Origin of the sequence: Pseudoalteromonas sp. SG44-1, from assembly GCF_014164315.1 — a bacterium.
In the GTDB taxonomy this organism is placed as follows: Bacteria; Pseudomonadota; Gammaproteobacteria; order Enterobacterales; family Alteromonadaceae; genus Pseudoalteromonas; species Pseudoalteromonas rhizosphaerae.
On record NZ_JACJEW010000065.1, the window covers coordinates 1 to 21,953 of the forward strand.

24 protein-coding genes, 1 tRNA gene and 1 pseudogene are annotated in these 21,953 nt (G+C 35.2%); 19 read left to right on the plus strand and 7 right to left on the minus strand.

Annotation, left to right across the window (positions count from 1 at the left end):
• Positions 1-197 precede the first annotated feature (197 nt).
• Genes H5187_RS19970 through H5187_RS19980 form a run of 3 tightly spaced genes read left to right on the plus strand, consistent with a single transcriptional unit; the run spans position 198 to position 2,498 of the window.
• Positions 198-629: a LexA family transcriptional regulator gene (locus H5187_RS19970; protein WP_182798209.1), complete on the plus strand. Its 432-nt coding sequence runs from the start codon at positions 198-200 to the stop codon at positions 627-629.
• On the plus strand, positions 629-1,912 hold the full coding sequence (locus tag H5187_RS19975; protein WP_182798210.1) for a Y-family DNA polymerase: 1,284 nt from the start codon (positions 629-631) through the stop codon (positions 1,910-1,912). Before H5187_RS19970 ends, H5187_RS19975 begins: the two co-directional genes overlap by 1 nt.
• A gap of 34 nt (positions 1,913-1,946) precedes the next feature.
• On the plus strand, positions 1,947-2,498 hold the full coding sequence (locus tag H5187_RS19980; protein WP_182798211.1) for a hypothetical protein: 552 nt from the start codon (positions 1,947-1,949) through the stop codon (positions 2,496-2,498).
• Positions 2,499-2,631: 133 nt separating this feature from the next.
• Here H5187_RS19980 and H5187_RS19985 read toward each other — a convergent pair whose 3' ends face one another.
• A complete protein-coding gene (locus tag H5187_RS19985; protein ID WP_259401747.1) occupies positions 2,632-3,099 on the minus strand; it encodes a GIY-YIG nuclease family protein in 468 nt (155 codons plus the stop codon).
• Between the two features lie 450 nt (positions 3,100-3,549).
• On the opposite strand from H5187_RS19985, the gene H5187_RS19995 reads away from it, so the two are divergent.
• The 9 genes from H5187_RS19995 (at position 3,550) to H5187_RS20035 (ending at position 7,525) form a co-directional block, all read left to right on the plus strand.
• Complete coding sequence (locus H5187_RS19995; protein WP_259401748.1) at positions 3,550-4,089, plus strand: hypothetical protein; 540 nt, start codon at positions 3,550-3,552, stop codon at positions 4,087-4,089.
• A 179-nt stretch (positions 4,090-4,268) separates the two neighbouring features.
• The gene (locus tag H5187_RS20000) at positions 4,269-5,009 is read left to right on the plus strand and encodes an Abi family protein (RefSeq protein WP_182798214.1); all 741 of its coding nucleotides are present in this window, start codon (positions 4,269-4,271) and stop codon (positions 5,007-5,009) included.
• A 27-nt stretch (positions 5,010-5,036) separates the two neighbouring features.
• A complete protein-coding gene (locus tag H5187_RS20005) occupies positions 5,037-5,306 on the plus strand; it encodes a helix-turn-helix domain-containing protein (RefSeq protein ID WP_182798215.1) in 270 nt (89 codons plus the stop codon).
• A 79-nt stretch (positions 5,307-5,385) separates the two neighbouring features.
• Positions 5,386-5,510: transfer RNA gene (locus tag H5187_RS20010), tRNA-OTHER, on the plus strand.
• Between the two features lie 50 nt (positions 5,511-5,560).
• Positions 5,561-5,836 (plus strand): hypothetical protein, encoded by a 276-nt coding sequence (locus H5187_RS20015; protein ID WP_182798216.1) that lies wholly within the window; start codon positions 5,561-5,563, stop codon positions 5,834-5,836.
• Positions 5,837-5,859: 23 nt separating this feature from the next.
• Entirely contained in the window at positions 5,860-6,096 is a 237-nt protein-coding gene (locus H5187_RS20020; RefSeq protein ID WP_182798217.1) for a hypothetical protein, read from the plus strand.
• Positions 6,097-6,114: 18 nt separating this feature from the next.
• Positions 6,115-6,330 (plus strand): hypothetical protein, encoded by a 216-nt coding sequence (locus H5187_RS20025; protein WP_182798218.1) that lies wholly within the window; start codon positions 6,115-6,117, stop codon positions 6,328-6,330.
• A 526-nt stretch (positions 6,331-6,856) separates the two neighbouring features.
• On the plus strand, positions 6,857-7,189 hold the full coding sequence (locus H5187_RS20030; RefSeq protein ID WP_182798219.1) for a hypothetical protein: 333 nt from the start codon (positions 6,857-6,859) through the stop codon (positions 7,187-7,189).
• 9 nt (positions 7,190-7,198) lie between these two features.
• Positions 7,199-7,525 carry a hypothetical protein gene (locus tag H5187_RS20035; protein WP_182798220.1) on the plus strand — a complete coding sequence of 109 codons (327 nt, stop codon included), beginning with the start codon at positions 7,199-7,201 and terminating at the stop codon, positions 7,523-7,525.
• Positions 7,526-7,530: 5 nt separating this feature from the next.
• On the opposite strand, the gene H5187_RS20040 is transcribed toward H5187_RS20035, so the two are convergent.
• The 5 genes from H5187_RS20040 to H5187_RS20060 all read right to left on the minus strand — a co-directional run bounded on the left by H5187_RS20040 (position 7,531) and on the right by H5187_RS20060 (position 14,850).
• On the minus strand, positions 7,531-8,622 hold the full coding sequence (locus H5187_RS20040) for a hypothetical protein (RefSeq protein ID WP_182798221.1): 1,092 nt from the start codon (positions 8,620-8,622) through the stop codon (positions 7,531-7,533).
• Entirely contained in the window at positions 8,622-9,269 is a 648-nt protein-coding gene (locus tag H5187_RS20045) for a hypothetical protein (protein WP_182758611.1), read from the minus strand. Before H5187_RS20045 ends, H5187_RS20040 begins: the two co-directional genes overlap by 1 nt.
• Positions 9,262-11,766 carry a hypothetical protein gene (locus H5187_RS20050; protein ID WP_182798222.1) on the minus strand — a complete coding sequence of 835 codons (2,505 nt, stop codon included), beginning with the start codon at positions 11,764-11,766 and terminating at the stop codon, positions 9,262-9,264. Before H5187_RS20050 ends, H5187_RS20045 begins: the two co-directional genes overlap by 8 nt.
• 17 nt (positions 11,767-11,783) lie before the next feature.
• A complete protein-coding gene (locus H5187_RS20055) occupies positions 11,784-12,278 on the minus strand; it encodes a CS1 type fimbrial major subunit (RefSeq protein ID WP_182758613.1) in 495 nt (164 codons plus the stop codon).
• A 1,672-nt stretch (positions 12,279-13,950) separates the two neighbouring features.
• On the minus strand, positions 13,951-14,850 hold the full coding sequence (locus tag H5187_RS20060) for a LysR family transcriptional regulator (protein ID WP_182798223.1): 900 nt from the start codon (positions 14,848-14,850) through the stop codon (positions 13,951-13,953).
• A gap of 151 nt (positions 14,851-15,001) precedes the next feature.
• Between H5187_RS20060 and H5187_RS20065 the strand changes: the two genes are divergently transcribed.
• The 6 genes and pseudogenes from H5187_RS20065 (at position 15,002) to H5187_RS20090 (ending at position 20,466) form a co-directional block, all read left to right on the plus strand.
• Positions 15,002-15,979: a zinc-dependent alcohol dehydrogenase family protein gene (locus H5187_RS20065; protein ID WP_182798224.1), complete on the plus strand. Its 978-nt coding sequence runs from the start codon at positions 15,002-15,004 to the stop codon at positions 15,977-15,979.
• 349 nt (positions 15,980-16,328) lie between these two features.
• Positions 16,329-16,516, plus strand: a pseudogene (locus tag H5187_RS24720) (IS3 family transposase); the annotation flags it as partial.
• A 221-nt stretch (positions 16,517-16,737) separates the two neighbouring features.
• Positions 16,738-17,445, plus strand: coding sequence for an EAL domain-containing protein (locus H5187_RS20075; RefSeq protein WP_182798226.1), 708 nt, complete (start codon positions 16,738-16,740; stop codon positions 17,443-17,445).
• Positions 17,446-17,499: 54 nt separating this feature from the next.
• Positions 17,500-18,450, plus strand: coding sequence for a helix-turn-helix transcriptional regulator (locus H5187_RS20080; protein WP_182785317.1), 951 nt, complete (start codon positions 17,500-17,502; stop codon positions 18,448-18,450).
• 484 nt (positions 18,451-18,934) lie between these two features.
• Positions 18,935-20,068, plus strand: coding sequence for an FAD-dependent monooxygenase (locus H5187_RS20085; RefSeq protein WP_182758619.1), 1,134 nt, complete (start codon positions 18,935-18,937; stop codon positions 20,066-20,068).
• A gap of 173 nt (positions 20,069-20,241) precedes the next feature.
• Positions 20,242-20,466 carry a DUF3955 domain-containing protein gene (locus H5187_RS20090; RefSeq protein ID WP_182785316.1) on the plus strand — a complete coding sequence of 75 codons (225 nt, stop codon included), beginning with the start codon at positions 20,242-20,244 and terminating at the stop codon, positions 20,464-20,466.
• Between the two features lie 3 nt (positions 20,467-20,469).
• On the opposite strand, the gene H5187_RS20095 is transcribed toward H5187_RS20090, so the two are convergent.
• Positions 20,470-20,835, minus strand: a complete 366-nt coding sequence (locus H5187_RS20095; RefSeq protein ID WP_182785315.1) for a hypothetical protein — start codon at positions 20,833-20,835, stop codon at positions 20,470-20,472.
• 270 nt (positions 20,836-21,105) lie between these two features.
• Between H5187_RS20095 and H5187_RS20100 the strand changes: the two genes are divergently transcribed.
• The coding region (locus H5187_RS20100) for an IS4 family transposase (protein WP_182798227.1) at positions 21,106-21,953 on the plus strand (848 nt) is incomplete at its 3' end.

Sequence of the window (21,953 nt, forward strand, 5' to 3'; positions counted from 1 at the left end):
ATGCGATGGAAGGCATGGTTAAGACGTTTTAATGGCATTGGTACAGACTACATTGAGAATTATTTAAGCTGGTTTAGGTTTATGGAAGATAACACTGAGTATTCAGATCAAACATGGATAAAAGAGGCATTATGATATGAATTTTTTATACCCACACTCAACTACAACACAGCCATATATATCCAGTGAGTTAGTGTATGCAACCAATTCCTATATTGAAATCTAATGGCGCATTTTCACTTTTTGAATTTAAAGTGGCGGCAGGGTTTCCAAATCCTGCAGAAGATTGTTTATCTCAGCCAATCAGCCTCGATAATCTATTGATGGCGCGGCCCAGCAGCTCGTTTTTGTTTAAAGTGGCCGGTGATAGCATGCTCCCTGACATTCAAGACGGGGCAATTATTGTTGTTGATAAATCCTTAAAGGCCACTACCGGGCGAATAGTGCTTGCCACTATTGATAATGAGTTCGTTGTTAAGCGTTTAAAGTTAGAGCCGGAAAACAACAGAGCGTTATTTCTAAGCTCAAACTCAGAATACGAGCCAATAGTTGTTGCTTTCGATGGTGAGAATAATTGGGATGAAAATGTTATTTGGGGCGTTGTCACTAGCGCTATAAGTATTTTTTGATGTGGGTCCTCTGTGATATCAATGCTGCATATGTATCATTTATTCAGCTATTCAATCCTCAATACGATATTAACACCACGCCGCTTGGTGTATTAAGTTCAAACCAAGGCAATGTTATAGCGCGAAATCAACCAATGAAAGCGCTCGGCATAAAAATGGGTGAGCCCCACTTTAAAATCAAAGAATTAATTCAAAACAGCAATGGCCATGTGTGGGGCAGTAACTTCACATTATTTGGTGATATGAGCAATCGGTTTCACACTGAACTAGAAGAACTACTATTTGACTGCCACCGATACTCAATTGATGAAAGCTTTGGTCATATAGACACGGCAATGGCGCCAAACCCGAAATCATACGCTTTACATATTAAAAATACGCTGGCCAAGAACTTGGGTATTGGCGTCGGTGTAGGTGTCGCTCAAACGAAAACACTTGCCAAGTTAGCTTCTCATGCCGCGAAACTTAACGAATGGAAAGCTAAAACCAATGGCGTTGCTGTACTCGATACAGAAGACAAGGTTGACTGGGTGCTTCATAGAGTAACCCCGCGTTCTATCTGGGGCGTAGGGGCTAAAACTGCAGATAAGCTTACTGCACTTGGTATAAATACGGGATTGGAGTTAAAAAATTTTAATATAGTAGAAGCAAAACGAAAATTCGGTGTTGTTTTATCTCGAACTATACAAGAACTGAATGGTGTTGATGCAGTGGAGCTAAAGGATCTAAATGAAGGCCGCGATAGCATTTGTGTTTCAAAAAGCATGGGTAAGCTTGTTACAGATTTAAATGAGCTTAAAAGTGCTCTGTCGTCACATGTTTGTACTGGAGCAGGTAAATTACGCCGGTTTGAGTTGTTCACCAATAACCTGACTATTTTTGTTTCAACGGATGTGTTTAGGCAGTCTCAGCCACAATTACGTAAAAGTATTGAAGTGAAATTACCTTTTCATTGCGCAGATTCGGACGTCTTAATTAGATACGCAATGTTTGCTTTAGAAAAGATTTACCAGGAGGGCTATCAGTTCAAAAAAGTTGGCGTTATCTTCAATCAGTTATTATCAAAGAATGACAATATTCAACTAAATTTGTTTAATGATTCTGGTGATTTCACCGTTAATAAAATGACTACGGTAAGTGATGAAATAAATAGTAAATTTGGCAACAATGTCATTAGGTTTGGCGTGCAGGGTTTCAAGCAAAGTTGGAAGCCAAGAGACGAACTGGCACCAAATAGCTACACAACCAACTTCAATGAATTACCGGTAGCACTTGCTAAGTAATAGTAAGTGTCGAATTGGCTGCAGGAGAATACCAATGTTACTAAAGCTTTTGAAAGAATTATTTGAAAATCGGCCAACTGATGGTGAGCATGTTGAAGAAATTAACTCAAAAGAAGAGGTTCTATCACTGCCTGAACCCATACGTATTAATGAACGGTTATATGAGCACTTTTCAATGCTTACAATGCACGATGGTCAACTACCCTTGTATTTATACCACGGTGGTGCGCATAAACCTGGTAAACCAGTAAAAGGGACGTTGTGGCTTAGTGATAATCACCTTGATGCTAAGAGATATGCTAACTTTGGTTGTAGCAACATACCGAATCATGAACCGATTGTTTTTAAAACCGAACCAAGCACAACCCTAAAAATGCTAAGTTTTCCGGGGAACCACGTTGAAATATTATTTAAAATTTATGGTAGGGCATGGTCACACTCTGAATTTCATAAAGACCTTGTTCAAATCCAGAATGCTGGAAAAATTGATTTTGATGGTTTTTATAGACCCAAAACTCATGAATATTTTGTACTAAATGTAGAAGATAGTTTGCACTTTCTTGAGGAGCACCGCATAAAATATTAAATTATGGTTTTTGGTTTTGGCGCTTATTTTGTCTTCGCAGGCTGCGCCAGAACCACTCCACCTAATTCTAAAAACCCATAAATGAAAGCAGGATAAATTATGTAGCTGGATACAAGATAATGATTGTATTAGTTTAATTCCTCCAACAGTCCAGGTTAAAATTAGAAACCTCATCCACTAAATCACTAGCATGATGCTTTGATGCAACGTAAGTAAGGTTATCTTCATAATATCCACTTGAAGTAATAGTAAAGCCCATTTTTTTTAATGCTTCCTCCACAAGATAGCTTGATTGTTGTGGGTCCATTTTGAACCACTCAGAGGGTACATTTATTCGATCTTCATCATCAAGGAAATGTATCCTTACATCAGCAAAATAACTATGAATAAAACTTTCAATGACTTTAGTAGTAAAGTTAGTATCATTTTGTATTAAATAAGCAGCTTCTATTGCTAAATAAGGGTCACCAGTTTTAAGGTCTCTTAATCTTAGTAATGGGTTATTTTTTGTAATGCCAATTTTAACACGGTTATAGTCAGATGGAGTCATCATAATATATATCCATCCAATGCCATAAGTTGGGATTAGTCTAGGTCGCATTTTGTTTAGTCCCTTTCGTGTAATATAGAAGTGGAAAAGCTGCCAAGCGTATATTGCTTAGATGAATAATTGCAACCAGAGTGGGGACATGTAATCTTCTCTTCGATCGTTTCCATATATAATACCTTTTTAATAAAATTAGATGTAATAGTACCTAACAATATAATAGGTACATAAAAAAGTGTTTCTTATAAATTATAAATTTACTACAGCTTATTAGCTATACGATTTGGGTAAACCAATTGCCTTGTTATTGTACTTCAATAGTGTAATCTATATTGCATTACAATACATTAAGGCTATGCAATCATATAAATGTTAAGGCAGATATTCGTAGATAGCGATATAGATTCGCTTCTTAACACAGCTTGTACGGGAAAATATGCGATTAAAGACAGGTATTTAATAAGTCAGCTTGCTTACGTTCCCTTGTCGCTTACAGAGCATAATTTGCTAAAGCTACACCAGTTAATAAATGATAAAGGTGAGGTTTATCGTAAGTGGTTTTTGCCAGCGGCTTACAGTCGCAATAAGAAAGATCGCATTATAGAAGTGCCAGAAGTATTTTGCCAAGCACTAGAGCAATACCTTGATTGGTACGAACAACAAGATCTACCTGCTAAATACAAGCACAATTTAGGTACGCATAGGGGGCTCAGTGAATACGCCCCTGCTTTGCTAAATGATCGGCTTAACGAGTTTGCTATGAGTGAGCGAGTAATTAAGAAAGGGATTAATAAGCAGCCTACCAACCTAAGAACTAAAGTTAATACGCTACTTAAAAAGGCTGGTTTAGATTGGGCTACAGCTAAAAACTTTGAAGATTCACTTATAATTCATCTAGCTAAAAATGTTGATCATGGTGTTGTAGCGGATTTGTTTGGCTATGCATCAAGGCAAGTAGTAACAGACAAATTTAATGGTAACTTGTTACAATTATCAGAGGCTATTAATAATGTCTATTCAAGAATAAAAGTAACTGGGCATTAAGGTGTATTTCAGAATTTATTGTGCGCCAGAAACAAGTGAGCCACCCCAATTGGGATGGCTCTTAAACTCGCTACCTGTTGTCAATACTCATAGAGCGTAAGAGGACAGGGCTATCGCAACAAGAGGCAATGCCTCAGTTATCGCAATAATACCTAATAAATTTAATAAGGGCAAATAATTTGGATCTTGCAGAAATAAAAAAGGGTCTTTCTACAGAAAAACTTGAAACCTATCGTCAAGTATTCTCTTGTAAATCTGACAGTGAATTAATAGCTATTTATATGTCAATGCAGAGCATTATGAGCCACTTTTTCACAGTTGTTCAACTACTTGAAGTTACTTTAAGAAATTCAATACACCATTGTGCGACAGAGCAGTTTGATGATCCAGAATGGTTCAAAACTAAAACAATTAGCGACAAATCAAAAAATCAAGTGACCGAAGCAGAGCAAAAGTGCTTAGATGAAGTGGGAGCTAAATACACAACAAATGATCTAGTATCGCGGCTTCCATTTGGATTTTGGGTTCACATGCTATCGAAAGGCTATAATAATCCAAGAGATAGAGAGCATAACTTGTGGCAGTTCAAATTTAACCAATGCTTTCCCAACGCCCAAGCAAGTAAGGTTTCCTTGAATACAATTTTTCAAAATTTTGGCACTTTAAATAAATTTAGAAATAGATTGTTCCATCACGAGCCCGCTTGGAAAGGACGCTCCACCAGGAATCGGGAGCAGGCAGTAAATAACATAATCAAAAAATATCAGGAGCATTTAGAAGTAATTAGGTATTTGTCATCAAGTAAGTATAATTTAATAACCGCGCTAGGGTTCGAGGATAGATTTTTATCGGAATGTGATATTGCGAACTTAAAAAATTTTGAAGATATCTTGTCAACATCTGATGCTGGAAATGATTAGCATTATAATAATTTTACCGAGTTATAAATGACACATAGTAAAACAAAAACTAGCTTATACAGGCGAGCTTACGTAACTTGGCTGATTAGCACTGGCGTAAATACTGTGCCAGCAATTATGGAAGCTACGGGAATGCCAAGGCGAACAGCTCAAGACACGTTAGGTGCAATTCCTGAGCTGTCTATAGAGCTTAAGAACGAAGGCGGCTCATACTCAGTTGTTGATTGGGGAATGTTAAATAAAACTTGGTTAAATAACAACTTTAAGCACGTTAAAGACGTGCTATCATATCCATAAGTTAAGAAAGTTGGAATATAGTCAAGCAGGGATGGAAAGTTCGACCGGCTAACAGCCGTAAGTTGTTATTTATTCGCATGGGTTCTGTAGCTCAGTCTGGTTAGAGCGCTACGCCGGTACTGAGGTGGTTGCAAACACCAAAGTTATAAGTTCTAGATAAAGGCTAATATGGGAGGTCGCAGGTTCAAATCCTGCCAGAGTCCAGCCGAATAAATAACGTTCTGAAAACAACTTTACCAGGCGAGGAGTTAATTATGGAATATCTAATCAACAACGAATTGTTACAGTTATTAGCGTTTTTTGCTCTCTGTGCTTTGGTATGGAAGTTCTTATTAAAGCCTACTCTCCGTTTTTTAATGAAATATCTCAATAAATTTAATGAGTCGATACAGCCGCTAAAGTGTGCTTTTGGAAAGCACGACAAAGAATATGGAATGCCATTTGAAGCATCAGATACAAGAATTACTAGAGTTAAATGCAAAAATCCTGATTGCTCTTGGGAAGAACAAGAGTCAAAAGCTATTTTTTAAATGTTGGATTGCAGGAGTAGGTTATGGAAATAGATGTTGATTTTACAGGTTTTCATTTAGCTGCTGCAAAAATGCAAGGCATTGAATTGAGCGTTGAAGAATTTATTAATTTTGCTCGCTCTGTTATCGATGGCATGGATAAAGAACTAACTTCGTATTTAGAATTAAGCTTTAATCAAGTTGTAAGCGGTGAAGATATTAAGGCCGGAAGCGATTTTAACCGGTTAATAAAAGACTACATCCAGCAGGTTTGCCGATAACATAACAGGAGATTTTGAATGAATAGCCATCAAAAACAACACTGCGCAAGAGTTTCATCGCTTAATAAAGCTATCAAAGCTAAAGAAGATAACAATCCAGGCTTGAACAGCTTAAAGCAAGAGATAACAGAGTTACAATCACGCATTGTGCATGCGCAAGGTGAAGAGCGGGAACAACTAATAAAACAAAAAGAGTTTAAGGAAAAAGAGCTCACAGCCAAATACCAACCATAATTATATTACTTGGTAAACTAGGGCAAATATTGGATTAAGCGCAAAAATATCGCACTAAATCTGATGAAATAGAACTGTTAGGCTTTCACCGATTTGCGAGAACTCTTCGAGAATTAGCTGACGGCTATCAAGCAGATGCAGAGTCGATAATAGAGCAACATAGTAAAAAAGTAGGTTGTTGATTTTTAGGGTAGTGCCTGTGATTTAGGGGAAATGTTTTAGCTAAAAATACATTTTTTGCTCACAAGTATTCAAAGTTACTGATTACACTGTTCCACTACCAATTCGTTTCGGATTAAAAACGAGTTAAACTTGAACGCCAGTTGTGACACATAGCCGCCCGTTGACTCTAACTCATATTTGTCCAGAGACGGGTTATGTATATAACTCGCCTTTGCCACTTTCAAAGTTAAAATAGCTTTACTCCCATTTCCACTAAACTAGTAATTGACTGACTTTTTCCTCATGCGCATAATGGATAGAAAATTTATTATAATTCAGTATGATATTAATTTAAGAGGTGGATATGGACTTTCTAACAAATACTTTCCTATCAGGTATTTTATATGATGGTTTTAAAAATAGCGTAGCGATATCATCTGACTTTTTGAAGGAAAAGCTACAAGGGTGGCTTATTGATGATGAATTGTTGGAAAAACTAACAGAGAAAGTGAATGCTCTTGAGCTACAGGATTATGGTGAACATGTAATTGAGCGTAAGTTAAGTGAGTCAGGCGAGTTACAAAAGATCTTAAAACTAATTAAGCCGGAGCAAAACACTGCGATTGGCTCATTGACTCAGAACCATAGTGGCTCAGGCGACAATATTGTTGGAAACAAATCAGTTTACCATAAATAGGTAGGTATTGTGATGGTAAATCAAGAGCATAGCGGCCCAGGCGATAATGTGGCTGGTAACAAATACGAAAACATAATTCGTAGTGTTCAAGCAAGAGATCTCAGCAGTGTAATAGATAACATAATGCGTGATGTTTGTTACCGAGAACTGGAAAAAGCCACAGAGAAGCTTGAAGTTCTCAAGGGAATAAGTGCTTTGGATCGAGATGTCCATTTACTTCTAACAGCTTTAAGTATTAAAGCTGAATTAGTTAGAGGCTCTGAGGCACCATCTAAGAACGACCTCCTAACATTGTTAAAATTTAACGATCTTCCTAGTAATACAGATTACTTTTAACACTATTAGGTTCCCTTATCTATATTTATATAGAAACTGCTAGTATATTCTCCAGATAGTTTTTCTTGGGTATTAAACACGTCTGTTTTAATTCTCAAATCAAATCTTTTACACCCCCCACCTCCTGGTGAGTCAGAAGTCGCTAAACCTTCAAAATCTATATTTTTTATAATGGCTTGACAAAATCGAGTATTATTAGAAGAACAGCTGCCAGCTCCAATAAGTCCTAAGGTCTGGGACTCCACGGTGTATTCTATGACCCTTTTTGACTGCTCTGTAGAGCCTTCGATATTGGTCAACTGAAACTTTGCGAGGTCCCTTCTTTTTCCGTAGAGACTAATATAGGGAGCATCTGTTACTATAAACATATCTAGACTAGAATAGTCATCGGTTTCTAGACAAAAGTCTAAACTTCCTATTCCATATTCCTCATTTACACTTACTTTATTAAAAATTATCGGCAGTGTATTTCCCTGTATTGGATGCAAAGTTGTTACATTTACAGGTTGCTCACTGGAGCTCCTGTTAACTATGATATTTATATTAAATGAGGCAGTAAATATAAGATAAGAAGAGTGCCAATCTGTTGCGCTTATACCTACACTAGAAGATGAGTAGATACCGTCAGGAACATCTGAAAAGCTAGCCTTATCTAAGTATAAAGAAATAATTCTACCACTATTTGAATATGATGCGACACCAGCATAACACCCTCTGTTTCTCACTCCATTACTAATATCACACAATAGTTTAACGTTATAGAAAGTCCCTGTTTCTTGATTAATTATCGGGATATTCATAACATGTGATTTAGAACTTGCAGACCAAGCTGGCGATCTAGAGTCGTAATTACTAATAACAAGTAAGGCATTGCTGTTTCGGAATAAGTCTTGACCGCAATCACTCATGCTGTCCTCGCTCCGACATACTATGGATTCACTTGGCCTCCAACTAGAAATATATTGATGGCCTGCTGAATCAGGATCTAAGTGAACATTATTAAATGTATGAGATAAATGCACTCCTCTTTCAAAGCTGGCAACTGCATAACCTATCATAGAAAAATAAATGAAAAACAAACACACTATTGTTTTCATTAAATTATCTTCCCTGCGTCGTTCTTTATCTCGAAGTCTGAAATAGAACACAATTTATTTATTGCAAACTTACTACCGGGGTAAAGCCTAAATTCTTGCTTACTTTTATTGTCAATGTCAGCCTTACACTTGTTATTAATATGCACTCTGACATTCCCTGAGTTTTCAATGAAGTCTACTTTCCCATCACTATAAGTTTTGTAATTATAATTTAGTTCAAGGGGCAGCACTCTAACTAAAACACCGTATGATAACTTTACTGTAACGCCTACGGAAAATTCTGATGTAGGTATAAATCTAACCCTGTATAGTTTTTCAGCTATAACATTTTCATTTCTAGAATATAGTAGCCTTACACTTTTACTTTCACCTGTGCTTAATATTATTTTCCTAGGGAAAATACTAAATGATAAGATTTCACTATTATCAACTGACACCTCACGTTGTTCTGGGGTTCCAGGGTTCACTATTTCATACACTAAGGCACGAACATATTCAGTGTATTTTGAGGAATTAGTTACCTTGATACTTTTAGTAACTAGGTCATTTTCATTTCCGTATATTTCCATTGGGGATACGGATATCGCAAAACTATTTAAAGGGGATAATAAATAGAAAAATGTAAAAACAAATATTGTTCTAATCACAAGTCAATTCTCCAAGGCTGTAATATATATTGTTGTAATTATTGTAATTATTAAAAGTGCAACGTAACGGTAGGTCGTCATTGTTAATATCAATAAATCCTTTGGTAAGAAATTCATCTGACAAACAAGTAGCCTCATAATTTTCATCACCTACATTTGATACCGTACAACCTTCTATATTTATTTTTTGGTAACCTCTAATTTTAAATCCAATCACTATAGTTTTTTCGTATGAAAATTGTATTGTTTTAATATCACCCTTAAAAACATCCACACTGTCATCTTTAACCTTAACAGTAAAAATTCCATTATCTGATAGATAATCATCTTCAATCATTATCCTGTAGTTCCCTGGTTTTATTTGATAAAAACTAGTTTCTGATGAGCTTATTTTTACATTACTTCTTGCAGAACCTTTAATATTTAATCGGAAATCACTTCCTTCTGGTATATTTCTCATGTCAAATATAAGTCCTGCGTCAGAACGTAGTGTGTTTACACTTTTGAGGCTATAGCTTTTATCATTAATTGCTGCCACATATTCATGACTTACCCCTATATTATTAATAACCCCATAATTAGTATTTAATCTAAATGCACCGTATGGTGAGTTATAACCCGCGTATAAGCTTGAGGACACTTCACCTTTATTATATTTTGACACCCTAAAATTCATGTTATAGTCCTTATCATTTTTAGCAAAAGATAAGGCGTTACTGCTACCCTGTTTATTAGTTTTATTACTATTATGTATCGAAGATGAGTAGGAGTAGGAATTTGATTTATATCCATAGCTAAAGTTTATTCCTGCATTAAAACTAGTCATTTTACTATTATATATTGAATCATAATTTTTCGATTCGTAATTAGCGTTAAAGCTAATTACGAATCGATTAAAATTAAAGCTTTTACTTAAAGAGAGTCGATTGCTATCATAGTTGACCCCTAAGCTTGCAGACTTGTAATCTGTATATGTATAAGTTGCATTAAGCGCTCCAGGAAGTGAATAAGTAAGACTTCCTGATAAATTGGTTCCACACTTACGATTTAGAAAAATAGACTCTTTTTTACAATCATATAATTCAACTTTATAAGCAGAAGCATATACAAATAAGTCATCCAAAATTTTGAATCTAAACTGCGATCCAAGAGCGAAATCTCCTTTACTACTTATGACTGATTGAATATCAATTCCATTCATAGAATAAACAAGTTCACTTGCAGCCCCTTTATTTGGAATATAGAATGAGTTAAGACGAAAATCACCTAAAGAGCTAACATATAAGCCGTTAAAACCAAGTGAGTCATAATAATTATCTCCATAATAATTACGGCCAACCATAACTTTAGCAAAGAAAGTATTTACTTTGTTCTTACTAATGCTTTTTTTAAAATATTCTTTTATCTCAGTTTCTTTTTCGCCGTTAGAGTATTCTTTTTCTATGACTAACCTGCTGTATCCCGCACTTAACAATCTATCATCGACTTCATTAAATCCTGGTGAAAGTTGTATACTTAATATCTTTCTTTCATTTGAAGATATGGTGGCTAAAGAATAATCCTTAGAGTAAACGAGTAAATTACCTTCGGACTTACTTGCATTATAATCATAATCAAATAAGCTAAAGTTATATAATTCCAAGCCAAAAAAAGTATTACGTTTTATAAAATAGGTTCTACCTATTCCATTGGCCGGATTGTTGTACCCAGTATCATTAATATATGAAAAGGCTAATTGCAGTTTATTATTAAGTATAGGTTTAAGGAGATATGAGAAGTTATCAAATTTAAAAGGGTCATTCTTTCTTTTATTGTCTACATCATACTCAGCTATTAACAGTCCATATTTTGTTTTATAACTATCCTGACCTCTTAAAGATATATCTTCTTCTCCTCCAGATTGATAATTTAACTTTGCATAATGCCAATGTGATATCCCTGTATTTACTCCATACGAATACACTTCATCCTTTGAGTATTTTTTTGAGCGTATATAAATAAATTTATCATCATAGCTAACAGCGATTGATATATTGGTATATCTAATTGGTTTATCAATCTCAATTCCACTGCTAGCTGCTTTTAGTATAAAATCATTATATTCGACTTCATTATTTTTGAATATTTGTTCTAATTTTTCCGATCTTAGTTTTTCTTTAAATATTATTTTATTATTATTTTTTTTTACATACACAACGGATGATTTCGTGTCATTTATGTACATTTGATACGGTTCAAATTCAATTTCATCCACACTGAACCAGTCTGGTGGGTTCACATCAAAACTTTTATAATCGTCTGTATTTGTTCTTTCATCACTTTCTTTATCTAGATCTAAACTTTCATTGTTAGTTAGGCCATCATCAATAACAAAACTCGGAAAATGATGGTGAATGTAGCCTCTTACATCGTTATATTCGGTATTAGATTGTCGATATAAACAGTCTTTTATAAAATAGTATGTTTCATGCTCAACATTGCTACAATCACCAATCATTGTGAACCTTTACAAATTTATGGAGCGATAGAAAAATCGAATGTAAAAGAGCCTCTATACTGACCCGAAGCTAGCGCAGTAGTTGACGCACTTTCTATTGATAAAGTAATATCTTTAGCGCTAGTAATTGCACCTTCAGTAGTATTGTACAAAGCATCTTTATCAATTGTTACAGGTGTGTTTTGTGCTAATGCGGTATCCGCTATTTTAAAAGTCATTGGAATAGATGTTCCATTCACAGAATCTGTCAAGCTAGGGAAGCTTTGTAATGTAATTAGAACATCCTTATAGTTATTCGATACCATATTTAAGTTGATGTTTTTTGTTTGAAGCCCATCTCCTGCGCTATTAACAGCCATTGCGATAGGAGCATCCCACGATCCTGAGGTATCAATTACCGTTAAACTACTATCAACTGATGCCGTAACAGTTACAACTTGAGTTGCCGCATTTACAGTAAAGCAAGAAGCCAAAGCTGCCACAAGTCCAATTTTTATACTCTTTCTATACATATCTAAATCCAATTTTAATTAAGTAGAAAAAGAATCTTACACCTGTCAATCACTCAGTCGAATAGCATCTAGACATGCATTTAAAAACAATATGCTATTACCATTTAAAATTCATGATAAACTATTAAGCAGCAGTTGACTTTGCCAGTTCGCGACAACTAAGTTGACCGGTTTTAGTAAGATTCAGGTATATCAATTCAACATAGATAAATATGTCTAGAAAGCCTATAACTAAATAACAGGTGTAGATGCTTAACCTTGACACCAAAAGGCGGGTTAGTTCTTGCTTATATTTTAAGACAGGAGTGCTTCAGTTTACTCTACAGTTTTCGCCAGATGAGAAACGGCTGAAAGTGTTTTTTCAGCTAAGATATTAGTGATCCGCAGTTTGTCTTATTTGAAGTTTTCCATTGATTCAACATGCAGTGTGCCTGTTAAACTACCTTAATGTACTTTACTCACGTTCGTGTAGAGGAATACTTTGGCGCTACTAAATACGGGGCTGTAAATCATGATTTGTTCTGACATAAAGTCGACTGGTATTTCTGTTAACTCTTAAATTTTCGTTCGATGTGATAGTGGTTTAATCAATTCGAGCCCTAAGACAGCTTTACCCTCGTTGGTGATTTTTCTCTTTGCTACTGTACCGAAGATGCCTTTAAATTTATGCCGTGCATAGTTAATAAATAAGCTCAAATTATATCTGACTCTCACTGTGCTTCTTTATCATATGGCCGATATCATCAAAGTATAAATAGTTCCTATTTATTGAGATTTAAGGACGTCAGCAACAATCGAAAAGTGATCTATACCATCATTTAAATTATGGTTCACTATTCAAATGGCTGGACTGTAGGATAGCATTCTAAATTAAATATATTTTAAGAGTGCTAATCGATTAAGAGGAGAAAATATATAAAATAAATTTTAATATACCATTTTATAGGCTGTATGCAGTTGCTATCACAAGAAGAGCTTGATTTTATAATTTATACATTCATAGAAAATCCTGATGACTCACTTCCCTTGAAAAATAATTCTGAAGGGAAGGCCAATATCGAAACTGATGCGAATTATGAAAATATTAAGCTATGCTTCACAACGGTTGTAAAGCATAGTGACTCTAAGCTTTTTTTATTTTGATTGTTACTCTAATGTAAAGCTATGAGTGTTTATTGATAATCTTGCCTGTATCTAAGCTTCTTTAAACCGTTTTGCCTTAAATCTTCGTAAGTATCAATGTAGCTGACTTTCTGTATTCCAACGCGTTCAAATTGCATATGTAAATAGGCAGCAATTATTTCTGCTCAATACTTGCCCTATGAGTTAGATTTACAATGCTCTCCTACGGTCAATACTCTCTACGACAAATACAAAATGTATATGAAGTACTAGAACGAGGGGTTCGCCGTTGTTAAGTTTTCAAAATAGTCAATTTAGGACTGCTGTTCATCTCAGGAGGTTGCACCTGTTAAGTCTATCCTTATGAGCTTTTACCTGTAGCCAATAGAAAAATGGTATTAATAGCAAATAAGTTGAAGCAATATCATCAGTAATTAAACCGAGTGATTGAGATCACTGATTGAAACCAAACGTCACAAAAGTGCCAATTGCGCTCATATTGATAAGCTGTAGTAGTACCAACACCTCCGCTGTACACATAGAAGTAGAACTAGATATCAATACTTGTAATATTCTCTACTAAGAAATCTAAGAAAACCCGTGCCTTTGGTGAAATCATATCTCGCTTTAAATAAATTGCGTAGGTAGCGCTTAGCTCTTCGTAAGGGCTAAAGGTATAGTTCTGCATAACATGCTTCAGAGAGCCATCAGCTAATTCATTTTTAATTGCCCATAACGGCATTAAGGTAAGCCCTGTATGATTCATCACTAGCTGCTTTTGGCCATTTACTGAATTCACTGAAATAGCATTGTTAATGACTAGTTTTGTTCTTGTTTCTGCCATTAAAAACCAATCTTTCCAGCGAGCATAGCTGTATCTAATACATTGATGTTCGGCTAAATCTTTAGGGCATTGAGGTGTGCCCCTGTTAGCTAAATATTGGGGGCTAGCACATAATAAAAAATTGTTGAATGCCAGTCGTTTAGCAATCATTGTCGAATCAGATAAGCGTCCGCTTCGAATGGCAACATCGATATTTTCTTCGACAAGATCGACAACTCGTTCTGTTAACTCAAGCCTTATATCAATATCTGGATATAACAACATAAACTTCGGGATAAGTGGTAGTACAACACTTTCGCCAAAACCCACGGTCATACTTATTTTGAGATTACCTTTTGGCTTTTCTTGCAAATCATTTACCGCTCTTTTGGCTTCATCAAACTCCGATACAATACGCTGAGAAAATTCATAGTACTTACGCCCAGCTTCTGTTAACCCAGTATTCCTGGTGGTTTTATTTAAAAGGCGTACACCTAGTTCTTGTTCAAGAACGGCTAATTGTCTTGAGATAGAAGAAGGCTGTACATCAAATATTCTACTGGCTTGTGAGATACTCCCTGTTTCAACGACACAATTAAAATACAATAACCGATTTAGTGAACTCATAACTGTTTCTACCTATATAAAGTTTCTTGTTATTCTAATACCGCATTGCTTAAAAGACAAAAGTAACTTGTTAATTGGGTAATGGCTTGTTCTGTTGACAACAAATAGAATGGTCGTACTTAAACGAACATACAAATGAAGAGCACATAATATGAAAGCAATGATCATTAATGAAATCGGCACAACTGAAGTTTTTCAGCTAGTGGAAAAAGCAAAGCCCGTGGCTAAAAAAGGACATATGGTAGTGGAAGTTAAAGCAACAAGTGTAAACCCAATTGATACCATGCTACGCTCTGTTGAATTACCTTGGTCAGCTAATTTGCCAGAAGTACTACACGGTGATGTAGCGGGTATTGTTAGCGAAGTAGGAGAAGGTGTCACTGGTTTTATCATTGGTGACGAAGTTTATGGAATGGCTGGTGGTGTTAATGGTGTAGATGGTGCTTTAGCTGAATTTATGTTGGTTGATGCACGTTTAATGGCTAAAAAACCTAAAACACTAACCATGAAACAAGCAGCAGCACTTCCGTTAGTATCAATAACTTCTTATGAAGCACTGGTTCATAAAATGAATGTTAAAGCAGGTGATAATGTTCTTATTCATGGTGCTACTGGTGGTGTTGGCCATATCGCTGTTCAATTAGCAAAAGTGCTAGGCGCTAATGTTACTTCTACTTATTCGCCTGCTAACGAAGCACTTGCAAAAACCGTTGGTGCGGATAATTTAGTTGATTATACAACAGAAAAAGTAGCCAATTATGTGGCTAAATATACTGACGGTGTTGGATTTGACAAAATATTTGATACTGTTTCTGGTAAAAACATTCAAAAGTCATTTGAAGCGGCTAAGTTTAATGGTCATGTATCAACAATTTTACCGATTGAAGATCCACTACAAATCGCTTTGAAAAGCCTGTCATTCCATAGTGTACTCATGCTTATTCCACTTGTTCATGGCATCAACCATGAATCACACGGTCAAATTTTGACTGAAATTGCTGAACTGGTTGATGCTGGCAAGATAACCCCAATTATTGATGAAAGTGACTACTCAATTTGGGAGGTTTCTAAAGCACACGACCACCTTGAGTCTGGAAAAGCTGTTGGTAAAATAACACTTACAGCATAAATATCGATTTAACTTCCCAATAAAAGTGTTAATGCGTTATTAGCGATTTTGTAATTATTATTCTATCGCTATCTACTTCTCGAAGAATCAGAAATAAAGCGGTACAAATTCTTGCGAGCGCATCAAGGAAAATTGAGGGTGTCATGTATTGCTTCGATACTTAAGGTGTCGCGAAGTTGGTTCTATTAATAACTTAAATTCGGTGAATTGGTCAGTCAGAGAGCATTGTAACAACAGCTGCGAGATGAGCAAATACAACGATTTTGTTGATTCAAAGCTGCGTTATGGTATGCCAAAAGGGAATTATTGGAACATAGATTATATACTTAGTCTTATTGACAGTGATATCAATACACGCGCAGAGAGTTTCTTCCACTTATTGAAAGTCAAGGCAATTCATGGTCAGTCAATTATGGTTAAGAAAACAATGCGGCAAGCTGTATTTGAATACATTGAAGTTCATTGCAACAAAACAAGGAAACGTAGTACGAGTGGCTATTTAACCCAGAAGCATTTAAATTGAAGAATATTGCTTAGTATTGTGGTCAGTTTTAGCGTTGGTTATCAATATGTTCATTAGACAGCTCCTGACACAGGAGCGCTGCGACGATCATGATAATCTATTGAAGAGAGGTAAAGCTTAGCATTTCTTTTTTTTATTATTTTTAAATGCTAATTTCATATGTTAGAAACCCTGTATTATTGAATTATTGAATTGTTTTTAGGGCAGCATCACAATCTTATATCAATGTTCTTTAATGCAAGAGTTACATCTATCACTTAATAGTAAATTACATACTTCAAACCTTAATTATAAGGTGCAAAAAATTGTTGATATAAATAATAAAGTGGTGGCTGGAGAGCTGTTAGTTGATTTTTCAAGGGCAGAATCGAATCTTGAACTTCAAACCTATTTAAATGCAATAAATCTTGGAATTATTACTCAATTTAGTCTTGATTTTGCTTTTAATAACATTACAAATGCAACAAATTTAAATAAATTTAGTACTTTATTTTTTAACCTAGAAAGAAATAATTTATGTGATGTGAGAATTTTATCGCAAATATTAGAGTTAAACTTAGTTTGTTCTTTAAATGGGCTTGAGTTAGTCGTTGAAATTACCGAAAGAGATAAATGTGGAAAGTGCTGTAATGTTATTAAAGGGTTAACATTTCTGAAGGAGCGGGGTATTAAACTAGCTCTAGATGATTATGACTATGTATTTGGTGATTTCAGGTATAATGAGCTTAAGTTAGGTTATTACGACTATGTAAAAGTAGACATGTCAAAAAATAAACTAGAATTAGATCTACTTAGAAATTTCGCATTTGAAAATAATAAGTACTTCAAGAAAGGTATTATAGTCGAACGAATTGAGACGTTAGATGAACTCTATAAAAATTTACCTCATCAATATATTTATGGGTATCAGGGCTTCTTTTTTTGTAAAGGTATTTCTATTTAATGTAGTAGTTAATTATCGTTAAAGTTAACTTTTAAAAACTTTATTGGAGGGAATTTGTTAGGTAAATATATAAAACGCTATCGAATAGAAAACAACTTAACTCAGTTTGATTTTATTGTAAAAATACAGAGTTTAGATGTTGAAGCCTCATTTGAGTTACTAGATGAAATTACACTTTCTAGATGGGAGAATGAGAGAACAAGGCCTTCGTTAAAAAAACAAGTATTACTAATGGTATATATGGGCTTTAAACACGATTTAAATACCTTTATTACTCCCGACAAAGTTAAATTAGAGTCTCTTTTATCAAAAAGATATAAAGATAATTTTTTGGGTAGTGATAACCCTTATTTAAATGTTTCTTCTCATAATAAAGTTACTGTCCGATCTAGTAAGAAAATACCGAGTAGTCGTTTAAAACACTACAGTGCTTATTATTCTGACATTCATGGCGTACCATGCGATAGTGAACATCTACAAATGTTAAATGAAAATCTAAGTAATATAAATTTTCATGAAATCTATTCACCCGAAAACTATATCATTGGGCACTTAATCTCTTTTCAAATAACTGATGATTTCTCATTGTCTGTCATAAATGAAAAATTAGGTTTCAAACTCTCTTTTGCTGATGATGATTTAAAGGGTTCTATTTACATAACTTCAATGCATGCTAGTTGCAAGGATATATTTCATTATCAAAATAAACTTGTTTATGATCTAATATTGGAGTCGAATAAATTTCCTAAATATATTTTTGCTAAATGCTTTTATCCAGAGTTAGCTAATTTTTATGAGGCTATCGGTGGAGATGTCTGTCATAAAGGGCCTGTAAGTACTCATGGAATGAAATACTTAAAATGTCATTACAGGTGGTTAATGTACCGCATTAATGTTATTGATTTAATTAGTTCAAAATTATTCTATTTTAACGAAAAATTTATTAATGAAACATTCATTAACAAACCATTTGTTGATCCAATAATTAAAAAGGAAGAGATTTAAAAAACACCTGCAAACGAACAGTAATCAAACTAGTAAGAACTCCTCTAGCTTTAAAATGATGAAGATACTCCATACCAAGGTATATGAAGTAGCTATTCTAAAGGTCGGGGTATAAGTGAGAACTCTTTCTCCCCTGCAAAGCTCGTAAGCGCGTTACTAAGATATCCGATTTGTATTTTTATATTAGTCGTAATAGCGATGTTTTGGTTAGAGATTAATGATTTTTAGTTAGTGCCTAGCGGAAGCTGGAATATTCACGCTGGTTAGACGCTGTTTTTTGGAATGTCAACTTGCTTGCTAGCGCTAACGAATTGACGTAAGAACAATATCAGGCGGCATGTTTTTTATAACAAGTGACATTCACTAAGCTTTTTCTTGCAAAGTTAATAGTTTTAGCTGCGAGTAGCTTATGAAGCATATTACTCTGGCTCAGAGGCTACTTAGTTAAAGTAGGAAAGTCTATCAATCTGGAAATAAATAAACGATGAAAATTCTTATTGTAGGTGCTGGGATCTCGGGCTTATCTATGGCTCGATTGTTAGAAGAAAAGCGCATTGACTACAAGATTATAGAAAAAAAAGGCTCTCTTAATACGACTGGAGCAGGTATTGCTTTACCGTTCAATGCACTAAGAGCACTAAAAGAAATAGGCGTCTATGATCAAGTAATGAAAAATTCGCATAAGGTAAAGGAAATAAATTATACCAAATCAAATGGAGAATTACTCAGTCGCGCCAACTTAACAGGCTATCCTTTTAGTAATGACTCATTTGTAGCCTTAAAAAGGAATAAATTGATACATATATTAGCTGAGGGGATAGAAAATAAAATTCACTATTCCACAGAAATCACTTCTGCTAATAATCATAAAAATGGGGTTGTAGTCGAGTGTTCTAATACGGAAATTGCTGGAAAATATGATTTAATGATAGCTGCAGATGGCGTTAATTCACCGTCAAGAGATCAACAGTTTAGAGGTACTAAAACTTTATACAATCATAAAATAACGGGGTGGCGTTTCATTGTTAAGGCGTCTAATCATCAACTAGAACCGACCTACATGCTTGGCAACTCTGATTTATTTATGGCTTACCCATTAAGTAAAGATGAGTTATATTGTTACGCACATATCCATCAAGATAATAGTTTCTATACATTAAGTGGCGATACACAAAAGGATATTAAGCGTATATTCTCATCTTATGCGGAACCCGCTAGAAGTATTTTAAAATCAATTAATGAATTAAATATTATTACAGGTGAATTAAAATCGGTCACTGAAGCTCGTTTCTATAAAAATCGTATTGTTTTTATTGGAGATGCTGCCAACGCTTGTTCTCCACTTTTACAACAAGGCGCTGCAGCTGCTTTTGAGGATGCATTATCGTTATCAAAAGCTTTAAGTCATAATAAGATAGATTTGGAGCAATATAAAAAAGCGCGCCAAGCACGAATTGAATGGATTATTCAATATTCTGACAAGCCTTTAGCAAACATAAAAAAAATGGATAACTTCATCATACGTTTTATTAGAAATATGATAATACGACATATAGGGCCTTTGAATGTTTACGGTTGGATAAAATTGGCAACAAACCCCCATTTAACTAAAAAATAGCAATAAGTTAAGTCCTGCAAATTTTATTGACCACTACATTACTTGTTTACTTAGAGCCAGGCGGTGGTCAGAATCTAAGAAACTATCCTATTTGTGTCATTAAACGATAACTATATTGCAATAATTAAAGAAGGCATGCTTATGACCTCAATTTATCAGCTAAAGGAGCTTTTATGAAATCTAAATTATTTATCGGTGGTTCAATTCTGCTAGCTTTTGCTGTGTTTTCTGGACTGATGGAAACCATGTTTTATGGCAGCATTGATTCTGAAGGCGTACTTCAAGAAAGTCTGTTTTTACCTCTGACTTTTATCTGTTTAGCTTTATCAGTAACTTTCTATGCTTCGTCACTCATTATACAGGTAAAAGGGAGGCTAACCCATAATCAAAGCCATTAACGCTTATTCTACGATAGCATCATCAACTAAGATCAACCCTTCATCTACATCAAGCATCAGCTTGTGAGCACTTGAGTTGTTTTTTCTCTCTTGGTCAGCCTGTGTTGGATACCGACGTATAGTGACATCAACAGCCTTTTGTCCATCATAATCTATTGCAGTAAGTGTACTATACTTACCTAAAAACTGTTGCCCATATTGGTTGATGTTATTAGTAAGGTAATCTAGCTCGAAAGCACCTAGGTAGAGTGCGCTACTAGGTAGATCGTGGCAATCTAGACTGGAGTTTTTATCCGAATCAGGATTACTATTGGTTAAAGTATAAGGCGCAACAAACTTAAAAATGTTTTTATTATTTGAAATATTCAACGCAGTGATATTGGTATAGTCAAGCCATGCTGCATAATATTCATTGTTTGACAGGACGCCTTTTACGTAAGGCTTTGTATCTTTACTAGTGTCTATCTCGGTAAACTCTGTTAATTGGACTTGATTCTTATGATCGGTAAAAGTGATATAAAATGATTGAGTTGAGTTGTAAAGCTAAAGTATCCCCAGAATTAGCCTTTATATATCAATGAACTAATAGTATTAAAAAATGTGGGAAGCGAGGGAACATTCATGGTGTTTTGTGATCTTATGAATCGCTTAAAAACAACAGAGCTAAACACCATGAATGCTTTTACTATTTTGCACAATATGCTCCGCGCTGTCACCCCTAACTCAATTCATAAAGCCAGATTTAATACTTTAGTCGCTGCCGTTAAATCTCTATTGCACTGCCAGCAATGTACCTTGACGTCTATCGGCCGCAATTTGAATTCAAAAACAACTGAAAAACATGATATTAAACGTATTGATCGACTGCTCAGTAACCACGAGCTTTTACGTGAATCAACAACGGTTTATGTTCACTTAAGCCGTTTTGTGGTCACTGAAAAGCATCCCGTCATTTTGGTTGATTGGAGTCATGCAGATACACAAACCAAATACTGTATTCTGCGTGCCAGCATTGTTAGTGAAGGTCGCTCTTTAACCCTGTATCAGGAAAGTGCATTCAGCTTTCAATATCATTGCCCAAAAGTACAAAAACGGTTCTTAAAGATGCTCAAACTGATCTTGCCGAGTGATTGCCGCCCTGTCATTGTGACGGATGCGGGCTTTAAAGTTCCTTGGCTCAAAGCCGTGCGAAACAATGGCTGGCATTATATTAGCCGAGTTCGAGGTACGGCACACTTGAAAACGCAGGGCAGCGATGAGTTTGTTCCATGCCAGTCACTATTCAAGAGCAATCAACGTAAGAGCCAGTATCTTGGCGCGACCGAGTTGACCAAAAGTGCACAATATCACACGCATGCAGTGCTGGTTGGCAAAGGGCATAAGTTATTAAAAAGAGATAAAAAACGTGGTTATAAGGAGCCTTGGCTACTCGTTTCTTCACTTCCAAAAAGGCACCACTTTCTCGAAAAAGTGCTCAAATTATATGG